The sequence below is a fragment of the Pseudopedobacter beijingensis genome (genome assembly GCF_042678145.1).
Classification (GTDB): Bacteria; Bacteroidota; Bacteroidia; order Sphingobacteriales; family Sphingobacteriaceae; genus Pseudopedobacter; species Pseudopedobacter beijingensis.
In genome coordinates this window covers 159,089-183,898 of sequence record NZ_JBHUDG010000005.1, presented here as the reverse complement: position 1 = coordinate 183,898, position 24,810 = coordinate 159,089, and the positions used below count along the sequence as shown (strand labels likewise).

At 35.1% G+C, this 24,810-nt stretch carries 24 protein-coding genes; 16 read left to right on the top strand and 8 right to left on the bottom strand.

Annotated features, from left to right (window positions below; all coding sequences use genetic code 11):
- Positions 1-183: 183 nt before the first annotated feature.
- The 5 genes from ACFSAH_RS07085 to ACFSAH_RS07065 form a co-directional block, all read right to left on the bottom strand.
- The gene (locus tag ACFSAH_RS07085; RefSeq protein ID WP_379662010.1) at positions 184-1,176 is read right to left on the bottom strand and encodes a glycosyltransferase; all 993 of its coding nucleotides are present in this window, start codon (positions 1,174-1,176) and stop codon (positions 184-186) included.
- Between the two features lie 24 nt (positions 1,177-1,200).
- Positions 1,201-2,004 (bottom strand): FkbM family methyltransferase, encoded by an 804-nt coding sequence (locus tag ACFSAH_RS07080; protein ID WP_379662009.1) that lies wholly within the window; start codon positions 2,002-2,004, stop codon positions 1,201-1,203.
- A gap of 107 nt (positions 2,005-2,111) precedes the next feature.
- Complete coding sequence (locus ACFSAH_RS07075) at positions 2,112-3,095, bottom strand: glycosyltransferase family 2 protein (RefSeq protein ID WP_379662008.1); 984 nt, start codon at positions 3,093-3,095, stop codon at positions 2,112-2,114.
- Positions 3,096-3,103: 8 nt separating this feature from the next.
- Positions 3,104-3,982, bottom strand: coding sequence for a glycosyltransferase family protein (locus tag ACFSAH_RS07070; protein WP_379662007.1), 879 nt, complete (start codon positions 3,980-3,982; stop codon positions 3,104-3,106).
- Between the two features lie 127 nt (positions 3,983-4,109).
- Positions 4,110-5,414 (bottom strand): aminopeptidase P family protein, encoded by a 1,305-nt coding sequence (locus ACFSAH_RS07065; RefSeq protein ID WP_379662006.1) that lies wholly within the window; start codon positions 5,412-5,414, stop codon positions 4,110-4,112.
- A gap of 157 nt (positions 5,415-5,571) precedes the next feature.
- Between ACFSAH_RS07065 and ACFSAH_RS07060 the strand changes: the two genes are divergently transcribed.
- From ACFSAH_RS07060 to recG, 4 genes are all read left to right on the top strand, one after another.
- On the top strand, positions 5,572-6,834 hold the full coding sequence (locus ACFSAH_RS07060; RefSeq protein WP_379662005.1) for an acyloxyacyl hydrolase: 1,263 nt from the start codon (positions 5,572-5,574) through the stop codon (positions 6,832-6,834).
- Between the two features lie 76 nt (positions 6,835-6,910).
- Positions 6,911-7,054: a DUF6728 family protein gene (locus tag ACFSAH_RS07055; protein WP_379662004.1), complete on the top strand. Its 144-nt coding sequence runs from the start codon at positions 6,911-6,913 to the stop codon at positions 7,052-7,054.
- 98 nt (positions 7,055-7,152) lie between these two features.
- Positions 7,153-7,539, top strand: a complete 387-nt coding sequence (locus ACFSAH_RS07050) for a Rid family detoxifying hydrolase (RefSeq protein ID WP_379662003.1) — start codon at positions 7,153-7,155, stop codon at positions 7,537-7,539.
- A 12-nt stretch (positions 7,540-7,551) separates the two neighbouring features.
- A complete protein-coding gene (gene recG, locus ACFSAH_RS07045; RefSeq protein WP_379662002.1) occupies positions 7,552-9,654 on the top strand; it encodes an ATP-dependent DNA helicase RecG in 2,103 nt (700 codons plus the stop codon).
- Positions 9,655-9,779: 125 nt separating this feature from the next.
- Here the strand turns inward: recG and ACFSAH_RS07040 are convergent, their stop codons facing one another.
- Complete coding sequence (locus tag ACFSAH_RS07040) at positions 9,780-11,453, bottom strand: glutamine--tRNA ligase/YqeY domain fusion protein (protein ID WP_379662001.1); 1,674 nt, start codon at positions 11,451-11,453, stop codon at positions 9,780-9,782.
- Positions 11,454-11,677: 224 nt separating this feature from the next.
- Here ACFSAH_RS07040 and ACFSAH_RS07035 point away from each other — a divergent pair, with 224 nt between their 5' ends.
- From ACFSAH_RS07035 to ACFSAH_RS06985, 11 genes are all read left to right on the top strand, one after another.
- Positions 11,678-12,460 carry an MlaE family ABC transporter permease gene (locus ACFSAH_RS07035; protein ID WP_379662000.1) on the top strand — a complete coding sequence of 261 codons (783 nt, stop codon included), beginning with the start codon at positions 11,678-11,680 and terminating at the stop codon, positions 12,458-12,460.
- Positions 12,460-13,230 (top strand): ABC transporter ATP-binding protein, encoded by a 771-nt coding sequence (locus tag ACFSAH_RS07030; RefSeq protein ID WP_379661999.1) that lies wholly within the window; start codon positions 12,460-12,462, stop codon positions 13,228-13,230. The genes ACFSAH_RS07035 and ACFSAH_RS07030 overlap by 1 nt, the downstream gene beginning before the upstream one ends.
- 7 nt (positions 13,231-13,237) lie before the next feature.
- Entirely contained in the window at positions 13,238-14,212 is a 975-nt protein-coding gene (locus ACFSAH_RS07025; RefSeq protein ID WP_379661998.1) for an MlaD family protein, read from the top strand.
- Between the two features lie 213 nt (positions 14,213-14,425).
- Complete coding sequence (locus ACFSAH_RS07020; protein ID WP_379661997.1) at positions 14,426-15,196, top strand: DUF3575 domain-containing protein; 771 nt, start codon at positions 14,426-14,428, stop codon at positions 15,194-15,196.
- Between the two features lie 140 nt (positions 15,197-15,336).
- On the top strand, positions 15,337-16,116 hold the full coding sequence (locus ACFSAH_RS07015; RefSeq protein ID WP_379661996.1) for an enoyl-CoA hydratase/isomerase family protein: 780 nt from the start codon (positions 15,337-15,339) through the stop codon (positions 16,114-16,116).
- A 97-nt stretch (positions 16,117-16,213) separates the two neighbouring features.
- Complete coding sequence (locus tag ACFSAH_RS07010) at positions 16,214-17,641, top strand: sigma-54-dependent transcriptional regulator (RefSeq protein WP_379661995.1); 1,428 nt, start codon at positions 16,214-16,216, stop codon at positions 17,639-17,641.
- 195 nt (positions 17,642-17,836) lie between these two features.
- Complete coding sequence (locus ACFSAH_RS07005; protein ID WP_379661994.1) at positions 17,837-18,745, top strand: acyloxyacyl hydrolase; 909 nt, start codon at positions 17,837-17,839, stop codon at positions 18,743-18,745.
- A gap of 72 nt (positions 18,746-18,817) precedes the next feature.
- The gene (locus ACFSAH_RS07000; protein ID WP_379661993.1) at positions 18,818-19,825 is read left to right on the top strand and encodes an AI-2E family transporter; all 1,008 of its coding nucleotides are present in this window, start codon (positions 18,818-18,820) and stop codon (positions 19,823-19,825) included.
- Positions 19,826-19,921: 96 nt separating this feature from the next.
- Positions 19,922-20,188: a YtxH domain-containing protein gene (locus ACFSAH_RS06995; protein ID WP_379661992.1), complete on the top strand. Its 267-nt coding sequence runs from the start codon at positions 19,922-19,924 to the stop codon at positions 20,186-20,188.
- Positions 20,189-20,218: 30 nt separating this feature from the next.
- On the top strand, positions 20,219-20,563 hold the full coding sequence (locus tag ACFSAH_RS06990) for a phage holin family protein (RefSeq protein ID WP_379661991.1): 345 nt from the start codon (positions 20,219-20,221) through the stop codon (positions 20,561-20,563).
- Positions 20,564-20,568: 5 nt separating this feature from the next.
- Complete coding sequence (locus tag ACFSAH_RS06985; RefSeq protein ID WP_379661990.1) at positions 20,569-21,009, top strand: hypothetical protein; 441 nt, start codon at positions 20,569-20,571, stop codon at positions 21,007-21,009.
- Between the two features lie 66 nt (positions 21,010-21,075).
- Here the strand turns inward: ACFSAH_RS06985 and fcl are convergent, their stop codons facing one another.
- Together fcl and ACFSAH_RS06975 are read right to left on the bottom strand one after the other, a co-directional pair.
- Positions 21,076-22,008 carry a GDP-L-fucose synthase gene (gene fcl / locus ACFSAH_RS06980; RefSeq protein ID WP_379661989.1) on the bottom strand — a complete coding sequence of 311 codons (933 nt, stop codon included), beginning with the start codon at positions 22,006-22,008 and terminating at the stop codon, positions 21,076-21,078.
- 2 nt (positions 22,009-22,010) lie between these two features.
- Positions 22,011-24,035: a site-specific recombinase gene (locus tag ACFSAH_RS06975; RefSeq protein WP_379661988.1), complete on the bottom strand. Its 2,025-nt coding sequence runs from the start codon at positions 24,033-24,035 to the stop codon at positions 22,011-22,013.
- A 54-nt stretch (positions 24,036-24,089) separates the two neighbouring features.
- Here ACFSAH_RS06975 and trmB point away from each other — a divergent pair, with 54 nt between their 5' ends.
- Positions 24,090-24,740: a tRNA (guanosine(46)-N7)-methyltransferase TrmB gene (gene trmB / locus ACFSAH_RS06970; protein ID WP_379661987.1), complete on the top strand. Its 651-nt coding sequence runs from the start codon at positions 24,090-24,092 to the stop codon at positions 24,738-24,740.
- Positions 24,741-24,810 lie beyond the last annotated feature (70 nt).

Here is a 24,810-nt window from a genome sequence, read left to right as displayed (position 1 = left end):
TTAATGGTTGTAGAACCAATGGAAAGCAAAAGTAAACCAATTGACAGATTTATAGATGCTTTCTGTAAAAATTATATAATTGTGTTGATAGATGTTCTAAATATTAGAGAAATCGGTGTCAATAGAAACCGTTATCTTAAAATCAGAACTTAACATGAGGAAACAATATTTAAATCTTTTTGATTATTCATGCCAATCCAGGAATTTTGGTTTTGGTGTATTGTCTGAGAATGGATGTTGTTTGTTTAGTGGCTCATTATCTAACACGCGGGTGTACCTTTCTAAATAAGTCAAAGCCATTTTTTTACTGTTGAAGTTCTCCAGAGCATATTCATGGCATACTTTTTTAGAGTATCGTCCTGTATTTTCAACAGCTTCAATTAGCTCCGATTTTTTGTTGGATAAAAAACCCACATCCCCGATAACCAATTCTTTCAGGGAGCCATAAGGAGTGGCAAATACAGGACATCCAAAATATAAACTTTCAATAATACATAATCCAAAAGGCTCATGCCATTTTATGGGAAATATTAACCCTTTGGATTTTCTTAAGAGCAGGTTTTTTTCCTCACCACCAACCATGCCGCTAAATATGGCTCTTGGTGTTAGTGTAAACCTAAAGCCCATTTTGAAATTTAGTCTTGTTCCCCCAATGATATTTATTTTTTCAGATCTGGTACCTTTTATGATACCGATGGCCCCTTTAACATTTTTTACTCTCCATGCGGCGTTTCCCAGAAAATGAAAATAATCTCGATGAGAAGCTGCTAAAGGATTAGAGTAGTCTTGCCAATCTAATCCGTTATAAACAAAAGAATCGGAAGAATATCTGTTGGCGTGATTTCTGGAAACAAAAACAGTATTTATGGGGAATTTAAAAGGGAAATCTACATTTCCATGTATGGTAACGATATAAGGTGTCTGTACTTCATCGATATCGTCCGGGGGGAAATGGAAATGTACAATGTCTATGTCTTGTGGAATTTGTTCTGATATTTTTTTACTGCTATCAATATAAATAACAGGAGCAAAGTCACATTTAGACCCTTCGCTGACCAAATATACAATCTGATGCCCTAGCTTAAATAATTCTTTTCCCAAATACCATATAACTCTTTCGGTTCCACCATACGAGGAAACGGGGATTTTGGCTGTGCTAGCTATAAGGATTCTCATCTATTATCTATCAGGGAAATTTTTTTATAAGGGAGTGGCGTAAATGTTAATTGTTTTCTTGAATTTCAGCATATCTTCACTTTTTCCCAGTTTCTGTACTACTGCATCTGTACTAAAGTCCTCGAAATAAAAAATATTGTATCCCATGCCGTGAATGATTTCGAATAATTCTTTCTTTGCGGTATTGGAGGCATTTCCAAAACTCTCAGCAATAATTGTTGGTTTGCATTTAAGAATCAAGTCTTTTATAGATTTAAGAATTTCTTTATCATATCCTTCCGTATCTATTTTTATAAAAGAGAATTTATCAATCCAGTCCGGGTAATTGTTTTGTAAAAAATATTCCAGATTAACTCCTTTCACTTTCTGAGGTTGGATGAATTTTCCATGTTCGCTTTTCTCGGTTTTGGAGATAGCACCGTTCGCAAAAGAGGCTTCTGATGATATAAAGAAAAACTCTTCCTCATTACTTGAGATGGCATAAGGTTGTGGTTCTATTCTATAGTGTTCGGTATTTAATGATGCATTCTTTTTTAGAATTTTAAATACGAACGGGTTGGGATCGAAACCTAAAGTAAGACCAGTTTGTCCTGTACATAATGCCATTGGTACAGTGGTGTCACCAATATTGGCACCAATATCAATAGCCAAGTCTCCAGGTTTAATAAATTGACTAAAAAAATCAATCATCGCTGAATGAATTTTTATATGTGGAGCCAATGGATTAGACCAGTTTGCAAAATCTATTTTTCCATATTTGCCTAGGTCGAAAGAGTCTATTACCGGAGGGTATTCCTGTGTAATTCGTCTTGCTTTTTTTCTTGCCAAAGAATTTTTGAAGTAACTCAGCATAAAAATTTGAAATAACTTGACTTTAAAAGGAAATAAATATACAATATTCGAGGGTACTTCGGAAAAAGTAATTTTAGAAAAGGTTAGATCTTTATTATGTTCCTGCCATCTAAGGAGGCTTCCAATTGATTTATTATTTCCAGAAGATCGTGATTAGTGTCTCTTTTAGACATTTGACGGTTGAAAGCTTTCTTTTTTCTTTTCAACTTTTTTCTATTGAAAAATAGGGTCAGGTATGCAGGGATTTTATAAAATTGTAATGTTACTATGGTGAGCATCACATCAACGATAGCTACTTGCAGATGCCATAATAATAAGTCGCTTCCCGATAAATGTAAATAATGTACGTAGTACCTGTTTCTGAAGTATAGCTTCTTTACAGCCCATTTGTCACTATGAAATTTGGTAGAGCCAGAAACCTCATGCCTGCATATAGCGCTATGTTCATAGTAGCATTTCCAGCCCATTCTCCATGCTCTTATGGAAAGCTCCTGATCTTCGCAATAAAAAGGGTTAAACAGCTCATTGAATCCGTTTAGCTCTTTTAGTTTTTTACTATCAATAAGTGCAATAGCCCCGGATAGATAAAAGGTAGGTGTGAAGGATGTAGGGTTTTCGATGTAAAAAAAATTACTGGGTTTTATTTTTTTTCCAGAAACTTTAGGAAGCCTTGCCGACTCTTGTATATTATTGTCGTCCATTCCAATAATTCTTCCCATTACACCAAAAGTATCTTCTTTTTCAAAATACTTGAACAGATTATCAAAATAACCTTCGTTTAGTTTTACGTCGGTATTGAGTAAAAATACTAAATCGTTTTTTGAGGCATTAATGCCCAAGTTGCAGGAGTTTGAAAAGCCACTATTCTGTTCTTTTTTTATAATCTGTATTTTATCTCTGTAATTTTGTTCCAAATACTCCACAGAGCTGTCTGTTGATGCGTCATCGACAACAATTATCTCTGTATCAGTTTTTAAGGACTTTATGATATTGAAATTGTGTTCGAAATACCGTTCAAATAAATGTTTTCCATTATAGTTTGGAATAACCACAGAAATACTCTTCATCAGCATTCTTACCTTATCTTTTTATAATTTTTGTACTCGAACAATCTATATCCGGTATACTTCTCAATTAATTTTAAAAGTTTTCTTCTAAAAGAAAGTTTTCTTTTAACCTTAGTAGGATCAAATGAGAACTCCCAATTATTATTCGTAATTCTTTCCCGAATTGATACAGGGTGAGTCAAATTAAATTTTATTAGTTCGTCTGCGTTGCCGTAATCGAAGGTATCTGCTTTAGGATAATTTGTATCTATCCATTCATCATTATGATAAAATTTATTGAAATTCCTTACTTTATTATTAAGAGCATGAGGTGGTTTTACCCATCCGTAGTGATATATATAGGCGTCAATTTCTTTTACTCTTATTTTTCTGTCGTTGATTCTAAACCCTTGTGCGTCTCGATATGATTTTATTCCCTTGAGATTCTTCAGAACTCTGATCTCTCGTCTGTACCATCTTCTGGATATAGCATAGTAATCGTATGAACCGTAAAAGTGAAGGTATTTAAAAAGAAGTCCTTCTACAGAACTATCATTTAAACACAGCTCCATTTCCTTTTTTATAACTGGAAGATATTTTTCATGAACCACCTCGTCTCCCTGGATGTAAAATGCCCAATCTGTATCTGAAGAGATAGCCTTGAATGCTTTATCGGTCTCTAGTGCAAATGTACGCCCCCCTTCACGGACACTTTCGTCCCAAACTGTATCTATTATTTTAATTTTGGGCGAGTTTATACCCTTTAGCAATTCTAATGTTTCGTCAGTTGAGCCGCCATGAGCAACAACAAACTCATCACAAATAGGTAAAATAGAGTTGATTGCCTCAACAATTGGGTAATCGTTAATAACGGCATTTCTGATGAATGTGAAGCCGGTTACTTTCATTAAATATGATTTTGTCTGATGGTAATTATGTACAAAAGTAATAAAGCTTTATGGTATTCGCTCTTTAATTAATTTATTATTCTGTCTGGTTAAAAAAAATGTTTTTCATAGCGTGATGTTTTTCTTGTTATATAAGTGATGGAGATGCATTCATAATGTCTTCAATTTCATTTGCTTCCAAAGGAATATCTGCCATAAGGTCTATATTTCCATCTTTAGTAATCAAGATATTGTTTTCCAGCCTGATTCCCAAATTCTCTTCCAAAATATAAATCCCTGGTTCATTTGTTAAAATATTTCCCGGTTTAAAAGGTTCGTATCTGTTGCTTACATCATGTACGTCTAAACCCAGGTGATGAGAGTTTCCATGCATAAAATATTTTTTATATAGGGGCATTTTAGGATTTTGTTTAGCTACATCATGTTTGTCCAATAGCCCTAGATTGATTAGCTCTGAGGTCATTATTTTTCCAACTTCATCCTGGTAATCATTCCAAAGTGTACCGGAAACCAGCATTTGCTTGGCTTCCTTCATTACATTAAGTACCGCATTGTAAACGTCTTTCTGACGTTTTGTAAAACGACCATTTACGGGAATAGATCTACTTAGGTCGGCATTGTAATTGGCATATTCAGCACCAAAATCGAAAAGGATAACATCTCCGTCTTTACAGATCTGGTTGTTATCGTTGTAATGTAAGACACAGGCATTTCTACCAGAGGCTATAATGGGAGAGTATGCATGTCCGGTTGCGCGCTGGCGGATAAACTCGTGGATAATCTCTGCCTCTATTTCATATTCTGTCACATCAGGCTTTACAAATCTGAGCACTCTTAAGAATGCGTCGCGTGTAATTTGACATGCTTTTTTAATATAAAATATCTCACCTTCGGATTTAACAGGTCTTAATTCTCGCATAATTACAGAGGCTCTTTCTAATTTATGGAGTGGATATTTAGATTTTATTTCTTCAATAAAGCGGATATCTCTATAAGGTACTGTGTGAGCGTACCTGTCGTTTTCATTAGTGTTTAGGTAAATATATTCCGCATAATGCATCAAAGAAGGGAAAATATTCCAAAAGTCTTCTAACCAGAAAATATTCTCTATTCCGGATACTCTTTTTGCTTCATCTTTAGTGTATTTATGTCCTTCCCAAATGGCAATGTGCTCATTTGTTTGTCTTAAAAAAAGGACTTCTCTGTATGCCGGGTTGGGTGAATCTGGGAAAATAATTAAAATAGACTGCTCCTGATCTATACCCGTTAAATAGAAAAAATCAGGGTTTTGCTTAAAATCGAAAGATTGATCGCCACTTTTTGGAAACTCATCATTTGAATTAAATACAGCTAAACTGTTGTTTTTTAGTTTATTGCATAGTTTTTTTCGATTGCTTATAAATAGCTCTGAGTTAGTGATTTCATATTTCATAATGCTAAGTTAGCAAACACCGTACAAAAACTGTTTAAAGAAATTAATTGAATTATTTGTTTTTTGGAATGAAATTTGATTATTTGCTGATGTCAAACTTATAATTTAAATTTGACGGAATTTACAATTAAAATTGTTTAACCTTAAAAAATTGATTATGAATTATTCTACAATGAAGAAAACAGTTGCGTTGTCACTGGCTACTGCTTTTGCAGCTGTGGCAAATGCGCAAGAGTCTTCTTCAGCAAAAGTTTTTGGGGGGGCAAAACAATATAGAACTTGGTCTATAGGTGTTAATGCCGGCGTACTTTCTCCTATTATCCCTTTTGGAACAAACGACTACCCTGAGTGGGAATCAAATCTTGGATATGGCTTATTTGTTAAAAAACAATTAGCACCATCTTTTGGATTAAAATTAGATGCACATAGAGGTAAATTGTCTGGTAAACTGAACGATACTCCTAATGCGCCAAGTTTTGAAACAGATTTAAACTATGCTGCTGCCTTAAAAGGTGTGGTTAATGTAGGTACTGTTTCTTTCTTGAAAAGACAAAATACATTAGGTTTCTTCGTACAAGCGGGTGCGGGTTTAACTGGTTATGATTTAAAAAACAACGCTGACAATAACACAGGAAAAAGAACAGAATTATATATTCCTGTAGGTGTTGGTGCTAATGTTAAGTTAGGTGAAGTTGTTGCTTTAAACATCGGTTACGATGCTAACTTCTTAGATGCTGACAACTTAGATGGAAGATGGGCTAACGGTGCTTCAAATAAAGACAAATGGTCTTATGCTTATGCAGGTTTGGAGTTCACGCTAGGTTCAAAATCAAAACCAAGCTTACAGTGGTCTAACCCAGTAGCTTTGTTGTATGATGAGTTGAAAGATCCAGCTTTACGTCAAGAAGTTGATGCATTGAAAGGTCGTTTAACAAACGTTGAGTCTTCAGTAGATGCACTTAAAAAAGATTCTGATGGTGATGGTGTAGCAGATTATTTTGACAAATGTCCAAATACTCCTGCAGGAGTTCAAGTTGATGGTTCTGGTTGTCCAATTGAATTCCCTGAGCCTCCAGCTGTTGAGAAAGAAATAACTTCAGACAACATTCAGTTTGAATTTAATTCTTCAGTATTGAGAACTTCAGCTTATCCTACTTTGGATAGAGTATCTGCAGACTTAAGAGCTAACAAATCTAAAAAAGTACAATTAGATGGCCACGCTTCATCTGAAGGTACAGAAGCTTACAACATGCAGTTATCAATCGATAGAGCTAACTCTGTAAAAACTTACTTAGTAAACTCTGGTGTTGATGCGAAAAGAATTTCTGTAAAAGGTTACGGAGAAAGCCGTCCAATTGCATCTAATGCAACAGAAGAAGGTCGTATCTTAAACCGTCGTGTTGAATTCAAAGACAAATAATCTAAATAGATTGTTATATAAAAAACGGAGTCTCTAGTCTTAGAGACTCCGTTTTTTATTTTATACTTTTGTATGTATGTACTTCTTTAGAAAAAAGAATCCCAATATACCTCAGAGTTTTAACCTGAAGGTGATGCATTGGATTAATAGAATCGCCATTATAATGTTTATATTGGGGGTCATTTATAAAATGCTGGATTGGTTTGTTTTTAATAAATAATAAGCGGGCTTTATAATAGGCATTGTATAAGTGTTTATTAAGAGACTGTCAATTCAGATTTATATCTTTAAATTTGGTTTTATATTCTTGATTTATCCATGGAAAAGAAAATTATATACACTTCAAATGCTCCAGAGCCCATTGGTCCGTATAGTCAGGCAGTAATGGTTGGCGATATTTTATATGTGTCAGGTCAGATAGCTATAAATCCTGAGAATAATAAAGTCATGGATGAAACTATAGAGCTGGAAACAGAACAGGTGTTAAATAATGTGGAAGCAATATTAAATGCCGCTGAGATGGATTTTTCTAATATTGTGAAAACGTCTATCTTTCTGAGCGATATGGATTCTTTTGCAAGAGTGAATGAAATTTATGCCAAGCGATTTACTCACGATTTCCCGGCCAGGGAAACTGTTGCTGTAAGAACCTTGCCTAAAAATGTAAATGTAGAAATATCAGTTGTAGCGGTAAAAGCCAACTAAAGATAACACGCTGTGGATATTTTTAATACACCTATAGAATATCTAAAGGGCGTTGGCCCGCAACGGGCTGAAATTTTAAAAAAAGAAACAGGTGTTTTTACTTATAAAGATCTGCTGTATTATTATCCTTTTAGGCATATTGATAAAACCAGGTTTTATAAGATTACTGAAGTAGACGCAAATTCCCCCTATGTACAAATTCTTGTACGTTTAAAATCCTTTGAAATAATTGGCGAAAAGCAAACAAAAAGACTAGTAGCCCGAGCAGTTGACGATACCGGAGAAATAGAATTGGTGTGGTTTAAAGGCTTAAAATGGATGGAAAAAATATTAAGGGTTAATCAGCTTTATATCCTATTTGCCAAACCATCATTTTTTAATGGTAAGCTACAAATGGCACATCCGGAGTTGGAAGTGTTTTCTAAAGAAACTCAAGAGAAAGGTAATTTGAGTCTCCAACCTGTATATTCGTCTACGGAGAAGCTCAAACAATTCTCATTAGATTCTAAGGGTTTACAAAAGTTAGTGGCCAATTTACTGGATGTTGTTGCAAATGAAATCAAGGAAGTACTACCTGATTATGTTTTGGAAAAATATAAGCTTATTTCCAATAAAGAAGCTATCTCGAATATACATTTTCCTGTAAGTGCCCATTTATTGAATAGAGCGCAGGCAACTTTAAAATTTCAAGAGTTGTTTTTTATACAGCTAAAGCTTTTGAAAATAAAACATCTGCGCACACAAAAATTTAAGGGGAATATATTTGTTAATGTAGGGGAGAAGTTTAATTATTTTTACGAGAACTTACTGCCTTTTGAATTGACTAATGCGCAGAAAAAGGTGTTGAAAGAGATACGTTGGGATAGCCAGAGAGGGGCGCAGATGAATAGATTAGTGCAGGGAGATGTAGGTTCAGGAAAAACCGTTGTTGCATTAATGAGTATGTTGCTGGCAATAGATAATGGATTCCAGGCATGTTTAATGGCTCCTACAGAAATTCTGGCGACTCAACACTATGTGTCTATTTCTTCCATGTTGCAGGACGGTCTTGTGCGTATAGCCTTGCTTACGGGATCTACAAAGAAGAAGGACAGAACCCGGATTCTGGAAGATTTAAAAAATGGAAATTTAGATATATTAGTTGGTACACATGCTTTAATAGAAGATACTGTTGTTTTTAAACAATTGGGATTGGCTGTGATTGATGAGCAACATCGCTTTGGAGTGGAACAAAGGGCCAAACTGTGGAAGAAAAACCCGATACCGCCACATGTATTGGTTATGACAGCTACACCTATTCCTCGTACGTTAGCCATGTCTTTATATGGGGATTTGGATATTTCTGTAATAAACGAGTTGCCTGTTGGAAGGAAGCCTATAAAAACGATACATATGTATGAGGCACAGCGCTTAAGAATGTTTGGTTTTATGAAGCAGGAAATAGCAAAAGGCAGGCAGGTTTATGTTGTTTATCCGTTGATACAGGAAAGTGCAAAATTAGATCTTAAGAACCTGGAAGATGGGATAGAAACACTTTCCAGAGAGTTTCCTTTACCGAAATACAGAATAAGTATTGTACATGGTCAATTAAAGCCTGATGAAAAGGAATTCGAAATGCAGCGTTTTGTAAAAGGGGAAACACAAATTATGGTGGCTACAACAGTGATAGAAGTTGGAGTAAATGTGCCTAATGCCTCCGTTATGATTATAGAAAATGCAGAACGTTTTGGGTTGTCTCAATTGCACCAATTGAGAGGAAGGGTAGGAAGGGGATCTGAGCAATCTTTTTGTATCCTGATGTCCAAGGAGAAATTGAGTAAAGAAGGGAAAATCAGGTTAGAAACTATGGTTCGTACAAATGATGGCTTCGAAATTTCAGAGGTAGATTTACAACTGAGAGGACCGGGAAATATAGAAGGAACGCAGCAAAGCGGTGTTCTTGATCTTAAACTTGCTGATTTGGCCCAAGATCAGAATATACTCATTGAGGCCCGGAAAACGGTACAGGAAATTATGGGAAATGATCCTGAGCTGTTAAAGCCTGAACACATGGTGTTAAGAAGCTTTTTTAATAAACCTTCGGCTGCAGGAATTACTCTGGATAAGATTTCTTAGGATTTTATTGTAGACTATTCTGATAGAAATCTCTATTGGTGGTCGAGATGAAAATAAGACTCCTTTCCTCCCAAATGTTTTAGGAAAGAAAGGAGTGCCTTAGATTTCTTTTTTAATTTTAATCATTATTTAGACCAACCGTCTTTTAAAGTAACAGTTCTGTTGAATACTAGTTTCTCAGCAGTAGAATCCTTGTCCAGACAGAAATAGCCTTTTCTAATGAACTGATATCTCCTGTCAGGGAAATCTGCCAGTTGTTGTGCGGCATGAGATAAGTCTGGTTCTATATATGCGTTTTCTACAACGACTAAACTCTCAGGATTGATATAATCTTTAAAGTCACCTTCTTCTGCATCTGGTGCTTCTGCCTTAAATAATCTGTCGTAGAGTCTAACTTCTGCTGTTTTGGCGTGAGGTACACTCACCCAGTGCATGGTTCCTTTTGCTTTAAGGCCAGAAGTGTCACTGCCTGATTTTGAATCAGGGAAATAAGTACAATGTATTTCGGTAACATTGCCGTGTTCATCTTTTACAAAGTCATCACATCTAACAATGTAAGCAAATTTTAATCGACACATTAAACCAGGACCTAACCTAAAGAATTTTTTAGGAGGCTCCTCCATAAAATCTTCTCTTTCAATCCAAAGCTCTTTGGTGAAAGGTACTTTTCTTGATCCTTCACCACCCTCAGCTTCCGGATTGTTTTCTCCTTCCAGCCATTCTATTTCGTTCTCAAGGAAATTGGTAATCACCATTTTGATAGGATCCAGTACCGCCATTCTTCTCCACGAAGTTTTATTCAGGTCTTCTCTTATAAAGAACTCGAGCAAGCTGAAATCTATGACATTCTCTCTTTTTGCTATTCCAATTCTGTCACAGAAATTTCTTATTGAAGCAGGAGTAAAACCTCTTCTTCTTAATCCGCTGATAGTAGGCATTCTCGGATCGTCCCAACCTGCAACAAAAGCATTGTTAACCAATTGCATTAACTTTCTTTTGCTCATCACTGTATAGCTCATATTAAGACGGGCAAATTCGTATTGCTTGGAAGGGAATATTTCAAGCATGTCAATCAGCCAGTTATATAACTCCCTGTGAGGAATAAACTCCAGTGTACACACAGAGTGTGTTATTTTTTCTATAGCATCAGATTGTCCGTGAGCAAAATCGTACATCGGATAAATACACCATTTGTTTCCTGTTCTATGATGGTGCGCATGTTTTATCCTGTAAATAATAGGATCACGCATGTGCATATTAGGACTTGCCAGATCTATTTTTGCCCTTAAAACTTTTTCTCCGTCGGCATATTTTCCAGATTTCATCTCTTCAAAGAGAGTCAAATTTTCCTCTATGCTTCTGCTTCTAAAAATATTAGGGGTTCCCGGTTGTGTTGGCGTACCTTTTCCTTTAGCTATTTCTTCAGAAGAAGAATCATCTACATAGGCAAGACCTTTATTTATCAGCGTTATTGCAAATTGATAAAGCTGATCAAAATAATCAGAAGTATAAAGCTCTTCGGCCCATTCAAATCCCAGCCAATTAACGTCTTCTTTAATACTTTCAACATATTCAGTATCTTCCGTTACGGGGTTAGTATCGTCGAAACGTAAATTTGTAGTCCCGTTGTACTTTTTTGCCAGACCAAAGTTTAAGCATATAGACTTGGCGTGTCCAATATGTAAATAACCATTTGGTTCGGGTGGAAAGCGGGTTAAAACACGACCTCCATGTTTACCTGTTCGGATATCCTCCTCAACAATTTCCTCAATAAAATTAAGTGACCTTTCTTCAGACATTTTTTCAAAACAAAATATCCTGCAAAAATAGCAAAACCTTAGCTATGAGCGAAATTCTGGAATAGCATATTCATATTTAAAACAAGAATGTTATTTTTTTGTTAAAATTCTCTAATAGTGGCTTAAATGTTGAGATAATGATATTTTTGCAAAATTGGTTTTTAAGATCTACATAGATTTGATTTCTTTTGTAAATTACAAATCAACAATAAACTTTTTTTAACTTGGAAAAACCGAAGTCACGTTTCAGGAAAAAACTAAACAGTATATTCTATGAGTTATATCTTATTCACAGATTTATACTACGTTTCTTCAAGGAGGCATTTTCTACCCCAATAGAAGGTAAAGAAATTATAAGACAGTGTTATCAGGTAGGTTTTAAATCTTTAGGATTGATAACATTAACGGGCTTTATTACGGGGATAGTTTTTACAAAACAATCAAGACCTAGCTTGTCTGAGTTTGGAGCTACTTCTTGGTTGCCATCATTGGTGGCTATAGCCATACTTAGATCTTTGGCACCTTTGCTAACAGCTTTGATTACCGCAGGTAAAGTAGGGTCTAGTATAGGGGCTGAATTAGGTTCTATGAAAGTTACAGAACAGATAGATGCTATGGAAGTGTCTGGAACAAATCCATTTAAATTCTTGGTAGTTACCAGAACATTGGCAACAACAATCACTATTCCTATTCTTACTTTTTATACGGCTTTGGTAGCCATGATTGGAGCGTTTTTAAATGTATATGCGTTTGAAAACACCAGTTTTCAAGCTTTTATCCAATCGGCATTTGAAGCTATAAGTTTTCTAGACATCTTTTCTTCGACTATTAAGGCCATTATATTTGGTTTTACTATAGGGATAGTGGGGTGTTATCAAGGATATAATTCGTCTAAAGGGACCGAGGGGGTAGGTAGAGCTGCAAATGCTGCAGTAGTGATGGGGATGTTTTTAGTGTTTTTAGAAGAAATTATTGGTACTCAGATCACATTTATGTTTAGGACCTAATGAAGAAGCAACAGCATATAGATATGAACACAAAGGTGATAACCATTAGAGATTTACATAAATCTTTTGGAGACTATCATGTGCTCAAAGGTGTAGATCTAGATCTTTATCAGGGAGAGAATCTGGTTGTGTTAGGTAAATCTGGGACGGGAAAATCTGTACTTATAAAAATAATATCTGGTTTATTGACACAGGACTCGGGAACAGTTAATGTTTTAGGGCAAGAAGTCAATAAAATATCACCCAAAGAATTACAACAATTACGTTTGAATATAGGTTTTTCATTTCAGAATAGTGCGCTTTATGACAGTATGACTGTAAGGAAAAACCTGGAATTTCCTTTGGTTAGGAATAAAAAGAACCTAAGCAAAGCGGAGATAGATTATGCGGTAGAGTCGGTTTTGGATGCCGTTAGTTTAAGTCAGACTATTAATCAAATGCCTTCTGAGCTATCGGGAGGGCAACGAAAACGGATTGGTATTGCCAGAACATTAATATTACAGCCAAAAATTATGCTGTATGATGAGCCTACAGCAGGGCTTGATCCCATAACCTGTATAGAGATTAATAACCTTATTAATGAAGTGCAGGAGAGGTTTAGTACCAGTTCAATTGTTATTACGCATGACTTGACTTGCGCAAAACAAGTTGGCGACAGAGTAACTATACTTTTGGATGGCCAATTTAATAAAGCAGGTTCATTTGAAGAAGTTTTTGATACTGACGATGAACGTGTGAAATCTTTTTATGATTATAATTTTATACAATAAATAAAATATGGAAAATACGGAGAAAAAAAGAGGAATAACCGTAGGGATTTTTATTTTTATAGGTATTGCTATATTTCTTTTAGGGGTTTTTACATTAGGTGGACAGAAAAAAACCTTTGTAAAAACCTTTGAGCTTAGTGTGGTTTTTGACGATATACAGGGACTTAAATCAGGGAATAATGTATGGTTTTCCGGAGTTAAAATCGGGACAATCAAAAAAATTCAATTCTATGGGACTTCTCAGGTGCAGGTAATCTTAAATATAGATGAATCTGCACACCAATACATTCATAAAGATGCGAAAGCAAGTATTAGTTCAGACGGTTTAATTGGGAATAAGATTGTTGTGATAGATGGAGGTTCTCTTAAATACCCCTTTGTAGAAGATGGAGATGAATTACAGGTGAATAAAACCTTATCTACCGATGATATTATGAAGACCTTACAGACCAATAATAAAAACCTGGTGGAGATTACCGGAGACTTTAAGGTACTGGCGAGAAGTTTGGTAGAGGGTAAAGGAACTGTGGGAGCACTATTGACGGATGACCAGATAGCTCATAACTTTAAAGCAATTGTAGCTAATTTGAATGCTACAACGCAGTCTGCAAATAATATGGCCATGGAATTGAATAAGTTTAGCAATAAACTAAACAATAGTGAGGGTTTTGTGTCAAAAGTACTGGAAGATACGGTGATGTTCAGGAAATTAGAATCTTCAGTTGAAGAATTTCAGAGCATGGCAAAATCAGCATCAGCAGCTACAGAGAATCTAAATAAGGCTACGGCACAGCTTAATAATAGTAATAATGCTATTGGAGTATTGTTAAACGATGAAGAAGCGGCTCAGCAACTGAAATCTGTGATGGGGAATTTGGAAACCAGTACTCAGAAATTGGATGAAAATATGAAAGCACTGCAAAGTAATTTTTTGTTTAGAGGTTATTTTAAGAAAAAAGCTAAAGAAGAAAAATCTAAGTAGTACCCTTTAAAAGAAAATACAATATAAAGCCCCGTGACATTTTGTCACGGGGCTTTATGTTTAAATATATAAGTAGGGAACTGGTTATGATTTCTGGTAAGAATGAATGGGCTTTTTTCTGAATGATATCAGAGATTTAGTAAAATACCTAATAAGTAGTATTTTTTTATGAATATAATTAAGTTATTTTTGCAAAATTAAACCAATATAAGTATGAATAAAAAACTACTTCTTACAGTTGTTATAGCTATGCTGGTAACTGTGACAAAAGCAGCGGATAAAAAAGAGTCTGTAAAATCAGATGATGGAAAAAATTTAATAAAGCTTAATTTAACTGGGCTGCCATTGAGGACTTACTCTGGTACTTATGAAAGAGCAATAGGTAAAAAAATATCGGCAGGAATAGGTTTCCGATATATGGGGGAAGGAAAACTTCCTTTTTTAGATGATATAAAAAGTGCTATTGATGATCCAGAAACTAATAAGCACATCAGTAATCTGAAATTAGGGAACTATGCTATTACCCCTGAAGTAAAATTCTACATGGGAAAAGGTGTATTTAGAGGGTTTTATATAGCTCCATTTGTACGCTATGCAGTTTATTCTGCAGATCTCCCTTTTGAGTTTACATATGAGGATCAAAATAATATAGAAAAGACTGAAAAAATTCCTCTATCTGGAAATGTTACTACTATTACTGGTGGTTTAATGTTTGGAGCACAGTGGAAATTGAGTAAAAGAATTTATCTGGATTGGATGATTTTAGGGCCAAATGCGGGAAGTGCTAAAGGAGATATTACTGGTAATAAAACATTGTCAGATGATGAGCGTGATGGATTGCAAAAGGAAATTGATAAGTTAAAAGATTCCGATATTCCTATGTTAAAATTATCTGGAGAAGCAACTAATAATGGAGCAAGAATAGATTTTTCTGGTCCGTGGGCGGGGTTAAGAGCAGGTATTAACCTAGGTTTTAGATTCTAATCTTTTTTAAAGATATTTTGAAAGCCCTGATCAGCATTGGTCAGGGCTTTTTGTTTTATGTAGGTTCAACTAAACTTTAATTTTTTATAATATGTGACACAATCTCAGTAAATTTATAATAAGCCCTAATTATAGAGATTATGAGATATGAAACCTTAAGGATAAGCATCGAAGAGAAAATCCTAACCATTACTATCGATAGAGAAAAACAGCTCAATGCATTGAATACGCAAGTGATAGATGAACTTCACCAAGCTCTAAAAGAAGCTTATGGAGATGAAAAGGTAAAGGGGATTATAATAACAGGAGCGGGTAATAAAGCATTTGTAGCAGGAGCAGATATAAAAGAATTTGTAGGTTTAAATAAAGAAGAGGCGTTCCGCTTAGCTAAAAAAGGCCAACAGCTTGTGTTCGATTTTATTGAAAGTGGATCTAAGCCTATACTGGCCGCTATTAATGGGTTTGCATTAGGAGGGGGATTTGAATTGGCATTAGCCTGTCATTTTCGTGTCGCTTCTGCGAATGCACAGTTTGGTTTTCCAGAGGTTGGATTAGGAATTATTCCTGGCTACGGAGGAACCCAACGACTGCCACAAATTGTAGGGAAAGCTAAGGCTATGGAACTTGTCCTGACCGCCAATAGAATAAATGCTGAGGAGGCGAAAAGTCTTTCTTTGGTGAGTCAGGTTGTGCTACCGGAATATTTAATAGAAACCAGTAAACAATGGATGAGTCAGGTTCTGTCTCAATCTCCCGAGGCAATTTCCTCGGCGATAAAAGCTATAAATGCATTTTATAAAGAAGACAGAGATGCAGGTTTTAATACAGAAGTTGAAGAGTTTTCCACCTGTTTTTTAACTACAAATTATACGGAAGGAGTTGATGCGTTTATTAATAAGCGCAAGCCCCAATTTAAGTGAGCTATCTAAAACATTTTCAGCATATTTAAAAAATAAATGCCTGTTTTAGAAGAATAAATTTATAGTTATATTAGCAAGCCCAAAGTAAGTAGCGTTGATGAAAAAAATCCTCATTGTAGATGATGAAGTTAATATAGGACTCTTGCTCTCAAGATTCCTTGGAAAGAATGGTTTCGAGGTGAAAACAGCTTCTACCGGAGCCTCAGCATTTGAGATTTTATCAAAAGAGACCTTCAATTTGGTAATGTGCGATTTTCGCCTGGAAGATACCGATGGAAGAGAAGTATTAAAGAAGATAAAACATCAGTATCCACGTACGGGGGTTATTATTATTACAGGGTATTCGGATATAAAACTTGCAGTAGAATTAATCAAGATGGGGGCTTATGATTATATTACTAAGCCTTTGTATCCTGATGAAATACTCAATACCGTAAATAAGGCTATAGAAACCCAGCAAGCCCTAAACGAGGAATTAGAAGAAAATAAGACTCATAAGAATATCTCTAAGTCTAACGGCGAGAAGAAAAATATTCAATTATTGGATGATTATGTCGTTGGGCAAAGTACAGCGGCAAAAGAGCTTATGCGTCAAATAGATTTAGTTGCTCCCACAAATTATAGTGTCATTCTTATCGGTGAAAGTGGAACTGGGAAAGAGTCTGTAGCAAAAAGTATACACCAGAAAAGTAGCAGAAGAGACAAGCCCTTTATTGCGATGGATTGCGGTTCTTTAACTAAAGAGTTGGCGGGATCGGAGTTTTTTGGGCATGAGAAAGGATCCTTTACCGGAGCCCTATTCACTAAAATAGGACACTTTGAAATGGCTAATGGCGGGACTCTTTTTCTGGATGAGGTAGGAAACCTTTCATACGAAATTCAGGCATCATTGTTAAGAACAGTACAAGAAAGAAAAGTTAAACGTATAGGATCTACCAAAGAGATAGATTTGGATGTGAGAATAATTGTGGCTACTAACGAAAATTTGGTAGACGCTATTTCAAAAGGGAGATTCAGGGAAGATTTGTATCATAGGTTTAATGAATTCGGTATCTACTTGCCCCCTTTGAGGGAAAGAGGAAAGGATATTTTGACTTTTGCCTATTATTTTCTTGATCTAGCGAACCAAGAGCTGAATAAAACCGTAAAAGCATTTAGTGAAGAAGTGGAAGAATGTTTTTTAAACTACTCCTGGCCCGGGAATGTGAGAGAATTGAAAAATGTAGTCAGGCGTTCTGTTTTATTGACAGAGGGAGATACCGTACAGGAGAAAGCTTTACCTTTGGAGATATCTACTTTTATTAAGCTGGCTGCATTAGAATTAGGGAGTAGTGGAGATAATTCTACGAATAGTCCAAAAAAAGAGAAAAAATTAGACCTTAAGAACGCCGCCTTAGAGGCCGAGTACGAAACGATACTTAAGGTGCTAAAAGAAGTTAACTTTAATAAGACAAAAGCAGCTAAACTATTAAAGATAGATCGTAAAACATTGTATAACAAAATGAAAGCGATAAGCCTTGAATAATAGAAGATTACGTGTTGAAAAACTAATATTGCGTTTTTAAATAAAATCTATCGAAAAAGAAGAAAAACAAGAATACAGTATGCTAAATTGAAGTAATTTTGCTAACATTGTATTAATATTGAAATTTGGTACAGCGTTTGTGTATCAAAAACAAAATACAAAACGTATTTTTAACAATTGAACTAAATGACAAAAATGAACTTAAAAAGAACACTAGCAGTAGCTTCAGTATTGTCTGTGGCTACATTGTTTGCGCAGGCTCAAGAGTCTGTTAAAGTATTTGGTGGTGCAAAACAGTACAGAACTTGGTCTATCGGTGTAAATGCAGGCGTTGTTTCTCCGATAATTCCTTTTGGAACAAATGACTATTCAGAATGGGAATCAAAATTAGGATACGGTTTGTTTGTTAAAAAACAATTGGCTCCGTCTTTTGCCCTTAAATTAGATGCACATAGAGGTGAACTAGCAGGTAAATTAAGCGATGCGGGTAATGCGCCAAGCTTTAAAACTGATTTAACTTACGCAGCAGCTTTAAAAGGTGTGGTGAATGTAGGTACAATTTCTTTCTTGAAAAAAGAGAAATCTCTAGGTTTCTTTGTACAAGCGGGTGCTGGTTTAACAGGTTACGATCTTAAAAATAATGCATCAAATAATACAGGGAAAAGAACAGAATTATATATTCCTGTAGGTGTTGGTGCTAACATTAAATTAGGACAAGTAGTAGCGTTAAACTTAGGTTACGATGCTAATTTCTTAGATGCTGATAACTTAGATGGAGGTTGGTTTAACGGACCGTCTAACAAAGACAGATGGTCTTATGCTTATGCAGGACTTGAATTTACTTTAGGATCTAAATCAAAACCAGCGCTACAATGGAATAATGCAGTTTCTACATTATATAACGAATTGCAAGATCCAGCTTTAAGAAACGACCTAGATCAATTGAAATCTCGTACATCAGCGGTAGAAGGTCAGGTTGATAAATTGAAAAAAGATTCAGATGGTGATGGCGTATCAGATCAATTTGATAAATGTCCAAATACACCGGCGGGAACTAAAGTAGACGGATCAGGATGTCCGATAGTTTTCCCTCAAGCACAATAATAAATTAAATTTATTATATTGAAAGCTCCGGACATTGTGTTCCGGAGCTTTTTTTTTGAAAAGAATATTCGTATGCCTGTTTTTACATACAAACAACGAAATAATATAGTTTTAATAGTAATTCTTGCTTCAGCAGCCCTGATTTTATATAGTTTAAAGGCATATATTACAGCTTTCTTAGGTGCAATTGTTATATATACTATTTTTAAGCCTATTTATTTATTCATGGAAAAAAGGATACCGGCATATATTGCGGCAACAATAGTAATTGTTGTCTCTTTTATAATTATGGTTATTCCCTTTTTTGCATTAGGGTATATGGTGGTAAGTAAAGTAGCTGATTGGCGAAGCGATAGTTTTCAATTAAAAGCCCTACTTTATAAATTAGATGATGTAGTAGGAATGCAGTTAAATCAGCCTAATTTAACCAATAAATACTTAGATAAACTAACCGTAATAACACAAGAGATGTTTCCTTCGTTTGTGGGGGGAGCCTTCGATATATTTATAGGCTTGGTATTGATGTATTTTGTTCTCTATTTTATGTTTATTAAAATGGACCTTTTTGAAAGAACTCTAATTAAATATGCCCCACTAAAAGAATATCATGCCAGACAATTTGGCATCGAGCTTAAAAATGCAACTTATTCCAATATTTTGGGACAAGGTTTAATCGCTGTAGTTCAGGGGATGTTGGTTAGTTTAGCATTTTATTTTGTAGATATTAATGATGCTTTCTTTTGGGGAGTAATCAGTATTTTTCTGTCCTTTATGCCGGTTGTTGGAGCGCCTATGGTCACTATTCCTGCTGCAATAATACTTTATCTGAACGGAGAAACGAGCAGTGCAGTCTTTATTGTTCTTTTTACCCTCATTATTTTAATTAATATTGATAATGTAATCCGCTTTATTGTGAGTAAAAGAATGGGGGATATCCATCCGTTGGTGACCATAATAGGTGTGCTTATTGGGATTCCACTTTTTGGTTTTGTAGGTATTGTATTTGGCCCTTTGTTATTAATCTGGTTTGTCCATTTGGTTGAAATATATGAGCAAGACCGTTTAGTAGACAAGGGATGATAAGTTTTTGGTAAAAAAAAACTAAAAATCAAATTTTGGCAAGGTATTTTCTTTATATAAAATGTAAGAATTGAAAACAATTAAACTTGTATTGACATGACAGATAACACAAAAACCGCAATTGCATTATTAGCAGGGTTAGCAGCAGGTGCTGCCTTAGGATTATTATTTGCTCCGGATAAAGGCTCCGAAACCAGAGATAAGATTTCAGATTCTTTAAAAAATTTAGGAGACAGTATAAGAGAAAAAGCAGCAGAGGAGATAGATAACCTTTCTGATTTAAAAGAAAAAATAGTGAAAAATATCAAAGCGAAAGTAAAACAAGCTGAAAGCGAATTGGAAGAAGAAATAACGGGAGTTTGATTTTTATAAAGGCCCTTTAACGATAGAAATATGCAGGAAATCATAGATAAACTTAAAGAATATGTTGATACTCGTTTAAGGCTGGCCAAGTTGGTGGCGATAGAAAAAAGTTCATCTGCTATAGCAGAGATTATAGCTATACTGATAATTTCGGTATTTCTATTACTGGCTTTTTTGTTCGTTAGTCTGGCATTGGGTTTCTATATTTCAGAGTTATTAGGGAACTCTTATTCAGGATTCTTCATTGTCGCACTGTTTTACTTCTTAGTTGCATTAGTTGTCTTCTTGATAAAGGGGAATGTTTTGGAAAGAACCATCGTGAATACCATTATTAAAAAGACATTTAAAGAAGATAGCAAGGAGGATAAGGAATGAGTGTAATGCCGAAAATACAAAACTTACAGCAACTTAGAGCCGAAATTCAGGTACTGAGACAAAAGAAGATAGAGCAAGAGCTTTATTTTAGTCAAAAAAAAGAAAGTTTGCAGGAAGCGGTTCGTTCTCCTTTTAAATTTGCCAGAAAAATGGTTAATTTCTTTAGTGGAGGAAAAGCTAATGAAATTCAGGCAGATTGGACTACTGCGATGTTGAGATTTGCAATTCCCTTTTTACTTAATAAAACCTTGTTGAAAGGTAAAGGGGGGATAATTAAATCAGCAATAGCTTTAATTTCTCAGAAAGCAATAAATCCTTCGTTGTTTAATCAGGCTACCATAAGCGGGCTAGTAGATAAAGTTTCGGGGTGGGTAAGTAACATTCTGCCCGGTAGAAAGAAAAAAGAGGTGGATTATGGGATTCCGCCCGACAGCGAAACTTCTTAATATATCAAATAAAGGATTGTTTGAAAAGCCTGTTTTCTATTTTAATTAAAGAACAGGCTTTTTTGATTATATAGTGTATTTCGTTTTAAAGTCTTCGTAGGCAAGTTTGATTCCTTCTTCAAGTTCGGTTTTATATTTCCAACCTCTTGAAAGAAGTTTACTCACATCCATCAGTTTTCGAGGAGTTCCATCTGGTTTAGAAGTGTCGAAATTAATATGACCGGTATAGCCTACAATTTCTTTAATCATAAAAGCAAGCTCTTTAATACTGATGTCTTTTCCAGTGCCAATATTAATCAGGTTTTCTTCGTCATAATTTAACATCAGGTAAAAACAAGCATCGGCTAAATCATCGGCAAATAAGAACTCTCTTTTAGGTGTGCCTGTTCCCCAAATAGTTACTTCAAGAGAATTGCTGACTTTTGCTTCATGAAATCTTCTGATTAAAGCAGGTAGTACATGAGAGTTTTGTGGATGATAATTATCATTATACCCATAAAGATTAGTAGGCATAACAGATATGAAATTACAACCATACTGACTACGATAGGCATCGCACATCTTAATGCCCGCAATCTTTGCTATGGCATAAGGTTCGTTGGTTTCTTCCAATAATCCGGTTAATAAATAATCTTCTTTAAGGGGCTGTGGGGCCATTTTGGGATATATACAGCTAGAGCCTAAAAACATCAGCTTTTTTACCTGGCTAACATAAGAGCTGTGTATAACATTGTTTTGGATCTGAAGGTTGTCATACAAGAAATCTGCCCGATAGGTATTGTTTGCTACAATTCCTCCAACCTTTGCGGCAGCTAAAAATACATACTCAGGTTTTTCTGCTTCAAAGAACAGGGAAACTTCATTTTGGTTTCTTAAATCAAGTTCTTTAGAGTTTCTGGTGATAATATTACTAAAACCTTCTGCTGTAAGTTTTCTCAATATGGCAGAACCAACCATGCCGTTATGTCCCGCTACATAAATTTTTGATGTCTTTTCCAAGTCTATTCAGTATTTTCACCGTCAAAATTAACATTCTTTTTCTCTTTAGGAGGATAAAAGAAGTCTCTGGTGCTAAAAATAAAGTGAGCAAATACCCTATGCACCAACTCGCTGGATTTGTCAAAATTAATGCGGAGAGACTTGATGGCTACAATAAGTGTCAGCGAAAAACTAACTGTAATGTTTATAATACCCACAAGTAATACACCTATTGCAGAATAAACCATAATGTCGGCAATAGGATTGTGAATCATTGTATAGGTGCTTAAACCATAATTACCCGCAGAAATTGTGATATGCCGGATATCGAAAGGTATTCCTGTGAGTTTACCTATACCGCCTGCACAGCCTAACATAAATCCCAGAAAAAAATTGCCGGCTAATCCACCAGTGTTTTTTTCTACAAAGGCAGCTACTTTGTTAAGCCTTCGTTGTCCTATTCTTTTAGATAAGTATTTATGCTCCCGTATTCTTTTAGGAATTTGATGGGTTATAATCTTGTTTTCGTAGTATCCGGTAATTAGTCCTGAGACAAAAAGAAAAAAACCAGCTATAGCCGCATAAATAACCATCAGGCTTTCGAATGGGTTGTTTTCATTTAAGGCTTTTATAGCATGTGAGCGGCTGTAAAAATAGTCACCTGTTAAATGATAATATCCCCAGGCAAATAAAAAGGATACAGGGACTACTACTATTAAATTACCGATGATTGAAGCAAACTGGCTTCTGGCCATTCTAATAATTATATCGGTAGCCTCGTCAATATTAACCCCGCCCTTTCCACTTCCAGATAAGGCGTTAGCAATGTAAGAACCGGTCATGGAAGGTTGCTTTGTTGCTAAAGAGGAATGGGTGAGATAGATAATAATAAAAGCAGTAGCATAATTTAAGCTATATAAAATATAAGTAGGAACGAGGGGGAGATCCTTAAGCTCTCCAATATAAGCTTTGATAAGTACGGCGAAAACAATAATAAAGCCTCCCTTCATAGCTGCCCATATAGCGTTAAAATATTCTTTTTTTGTAACAGCTACATATTTTTTACCTACAGAAGAGGTATGTTCTATAATCTGATAGGCTAATAAATCGGTGTTTTCTTTAACATGGGCTCGTACACCTTTGCTTTTGTTTTCAGCATATACTAGTTTCTTGAACAGCTCAACAGTAAAATCTAATTGCCTTTGCTTGTCAGTATTGTTAAAATCCAGAAATTGGAGCAACAGTTGCAATCGTTCAATATTTTGTTTTATCCTGAGTATAATGTATACCTGGGCAATAGAAGTACCTCTGTTTTTTTGAGATTTCCTAATTCTTTCTAAGCTATTTAAACATTGCGTCAGAATAACTTTTACTTGTTTTAAGGAATCATTTGCTTCCTGATGATGATCTAAGCGGTGCGCATTTAAAAAAATATGCATTTCTGTACTTAAAGCCAGAAAATCGCTATGGTATTTCTCTACATGCGGCATCCGAGTGAGGATCTCAGGTTCAAGTCCCAAAGATGAAATTCTGTTGGTTAAAATATGTACAGAATTAACTATGGGCATATAGAACGGATCGGGAAGAATAAGATCCTGTGATTTTGGAAGCTCTATCAGGGAAAAGAATTCTTTCCATGTTTCGTCATCAATTCCATTAACCCAAATATGGTCGTGTTTATTGTAAAAAACTTCCTGAAGCAAATCAGTTAGCTCAGATTTGTCTATTGCCGGCGGTAATATTTTTGCGTTCAGCCTTTTCCTCAGTTCTTCCATGAAGTTGGTATTGGAAGAAATACCTAATTCTGTAAAAAGCCTGATGTGGTTTTTTGATTTAAGTAAGTCTGAGATGTATTTTGAGAAAACCTGTTGATATTCAGGGGTATCTTTTAAAAGATTAATGAATATTATTAACCTTTCTTTAGCTCGTTCGCTATTTTTGTAGTCGTATGGCCTTATAATTTTAAAAATAGAAACAAGGTATTCCTGCGATGTTGAATCCTTAGCTTCACGTATTTCGTCTAATATGTTTCTAAAACGAGCTATCATTCGGTTGTAATATAAGAATTGAATCCCTTATTTTTACCAAAATTTTAAAATATCGTGGCCAAAAGAAAATTACAAAGATTTGCAGAAATAGGAACCTTTAAAAATGTAGTTCAGCTTGATGAGGGAAAACCTTATAAAGGAAAATGGAGAGAAGAGTTTTTTAAAAACGATAAACCATTGATATTGGAACTGGCTTGTGGAAAGGGAGAATACAGTGTTAATTTGGGAAGGAAATATCCTGAAAAGAATTTTTTAGGGATAGATTATAAAGGAAATCGTATTTGGGTAGGCGCCAAGATGGCCTTAGATGAAGGGCTTGATAATGTAGGTTTTTTAAGAATTCAGATACAGAATATACTCGATTATTTTAATGAAGGCGAAGTAGATGAAATTTGGATTACGTTTCCTGATCCGCAACCACAAAGCCCATTAGAGAGAAAAAGACTTACCAATCCTACTTTTTTAGAGAAATATAAAACAGTATTGAAAGCACCGGGGATTATGCATCTGAAGACAGATAACGATGGCTTTTTTGAGTATACGATGGAAAAAGTATCGGAGGGAAAATATCCGGTACAGGACCATTCTGTTGATGTTTATAAAACTCATCCTAACGATGAAATCCTTTCTATAAAAACACATTATGAGAGAATTTATCTTCAGAAAGGGAAAAATATCAATTATGTGAGATTTTCTTTTTCTTAGGGGAAAGTGAATTTTTTATACCTATAAAATACTACTAAAATGTAGTTTTTGTGTAGGTTGGCATTAGTTA

Excerpts from the sequence above, each read along its gene's own strand:
- ACFSAH_RS07085 (WP_379662010.1), bottom strand. The coding sequence starts at position 1,176 with ATGAGAATCCTTATAGCTAGCACAGCCAAAATCCCCGTTTCCTCGTAT.
- ACFSAH_RS07000 (WP_379661993.1), top strand. The coding sequence starts at position 18,818 with ATGCCTGTTTTTACATACAAACAACGAAATAATATAGTTTTAATAGTA.
- ACFSAH_RS07065 (WP_379662006.1), bottom strand. The coding sequence starts at position 5,414 with ATGAAATATGAAATCACTAACTCAGAGCTATTTATAAGCAATCGAAAA.
- ACFSAH_RS06985 (WP_379661990.1), top strand. The coding sequence starts at position 20,569 with ATGCCGAAAATACAAAACTTACAGCAACTTAGAGCCGAAATTCAGGTA.
- ACFSAH_RS07060 (WP_379662005.1), top strand. The coding sequence starts at position 5,572 with ATGAATTATTCTACAATGAAGAAAACAGTTGCGTTGTCACTGGCTACT.
- ACFSAH_RS07050 (WP_379662003.1), top strand. The coding sequence starts at position 7,153 with ATGGAAAAGAAAATTATATACACTTCAAATGCTCCAGAGCCCATTGGT.
- ACFSAH_RS07070 (WP_379662007.1), bottom strand. The coding sequence starts at position 3,982 with ATGAAAGTAACCGGCTTCACATTCATCAGAAATGCCGTTATTAACGAT.
- ACFSAH_RS06995 (WP_379661992.1), top strand. The coding sequence starts at position 19,922 with ATGACAGATAACACAAAAACCGCAATTGCATTATTAGCAGGGTTAGCA.
- ACFSAH_RS07005 (WP_379661994.1), top strand. The coding sequence starts at position 17,837 with ATGAACTTAAAAAGAACACTAGCAGTAGCTTCAGTATTGTCTGTGGCT.
- ACFSAH_RS07055 (WP_379662004.1), top strand. The coding sequence starts at position 6,911 with ATGTACTTCTTTAGAAAAAAGAATCCCAATATACCTCAGAGTTTTAAC.
- ACFSAH_RS07030 (WP_379661999.1), top strand. The coding sequence starts at position 12,460 with ATGAAGAAGCAACAGCATATAGATATGAACACAAAGGTGATAACCATT.
- ACFSAH_RS07040 (WP_379662001.1), bottom strand. The coding sequence starts at position 11,453 with ATGTCTGAAGAAAGGTCACTTAATTTTATTGAGGAAATTGTTGAGGAG.
- ACFSAH_RS07010 (WP_379661995.1), top strand. The coding sequence starts at position 16,214 with ATGAAAAAAATCCTCATTGTAGATGATGAAGTTAATATAGGACTCTTG.
- ACFSAH_RS07075 (WP_379662008.1), bottom strand. The coding sequence starts at position 3,095 with ATGAAGAGTATTTCTGTGGTTATTCCAAACTATAATGGAAAACATTTA.
- ACFSAH_RS07015 (WP_379661996.1), top strand. The coding sequence starts at position 15,337 with ATGAGATATGAAACCTTAAGGATAAGCATCGAAGAGAAAATCCTAACC.
- ACFSAH_RS07025 (WP_379661998.1), top strand. The coding sequence starts at position 13,238 with ATGGAAAATACGGAGAAAAAAAGAGGAATAACCGTAGGGATTTTTATT.
- ACFSAH_RS07020 (WP_379661997.1), top strand. The coding sequence starts at position 14,426 with ATGAATAAAAAACTACTTCTTACAGTTGTTATAGCTATGCTGGTAACT.
- ACFSAH_RS06990 (WP_379661991.1), top strand. The coding sequence starts at position 20,219 with ATGCAGGAAATCATAGATAAACTTAAAGAATATGTTGATACTCGTTTA.
- ACFSAH_RS06975 (WP_379661988.1), bottom strand. The coding sequence starts at position 24,035 with ATGATAGCTCGTTTTAGAAACATATTAGACGAAATACGTGAAGCTAAG.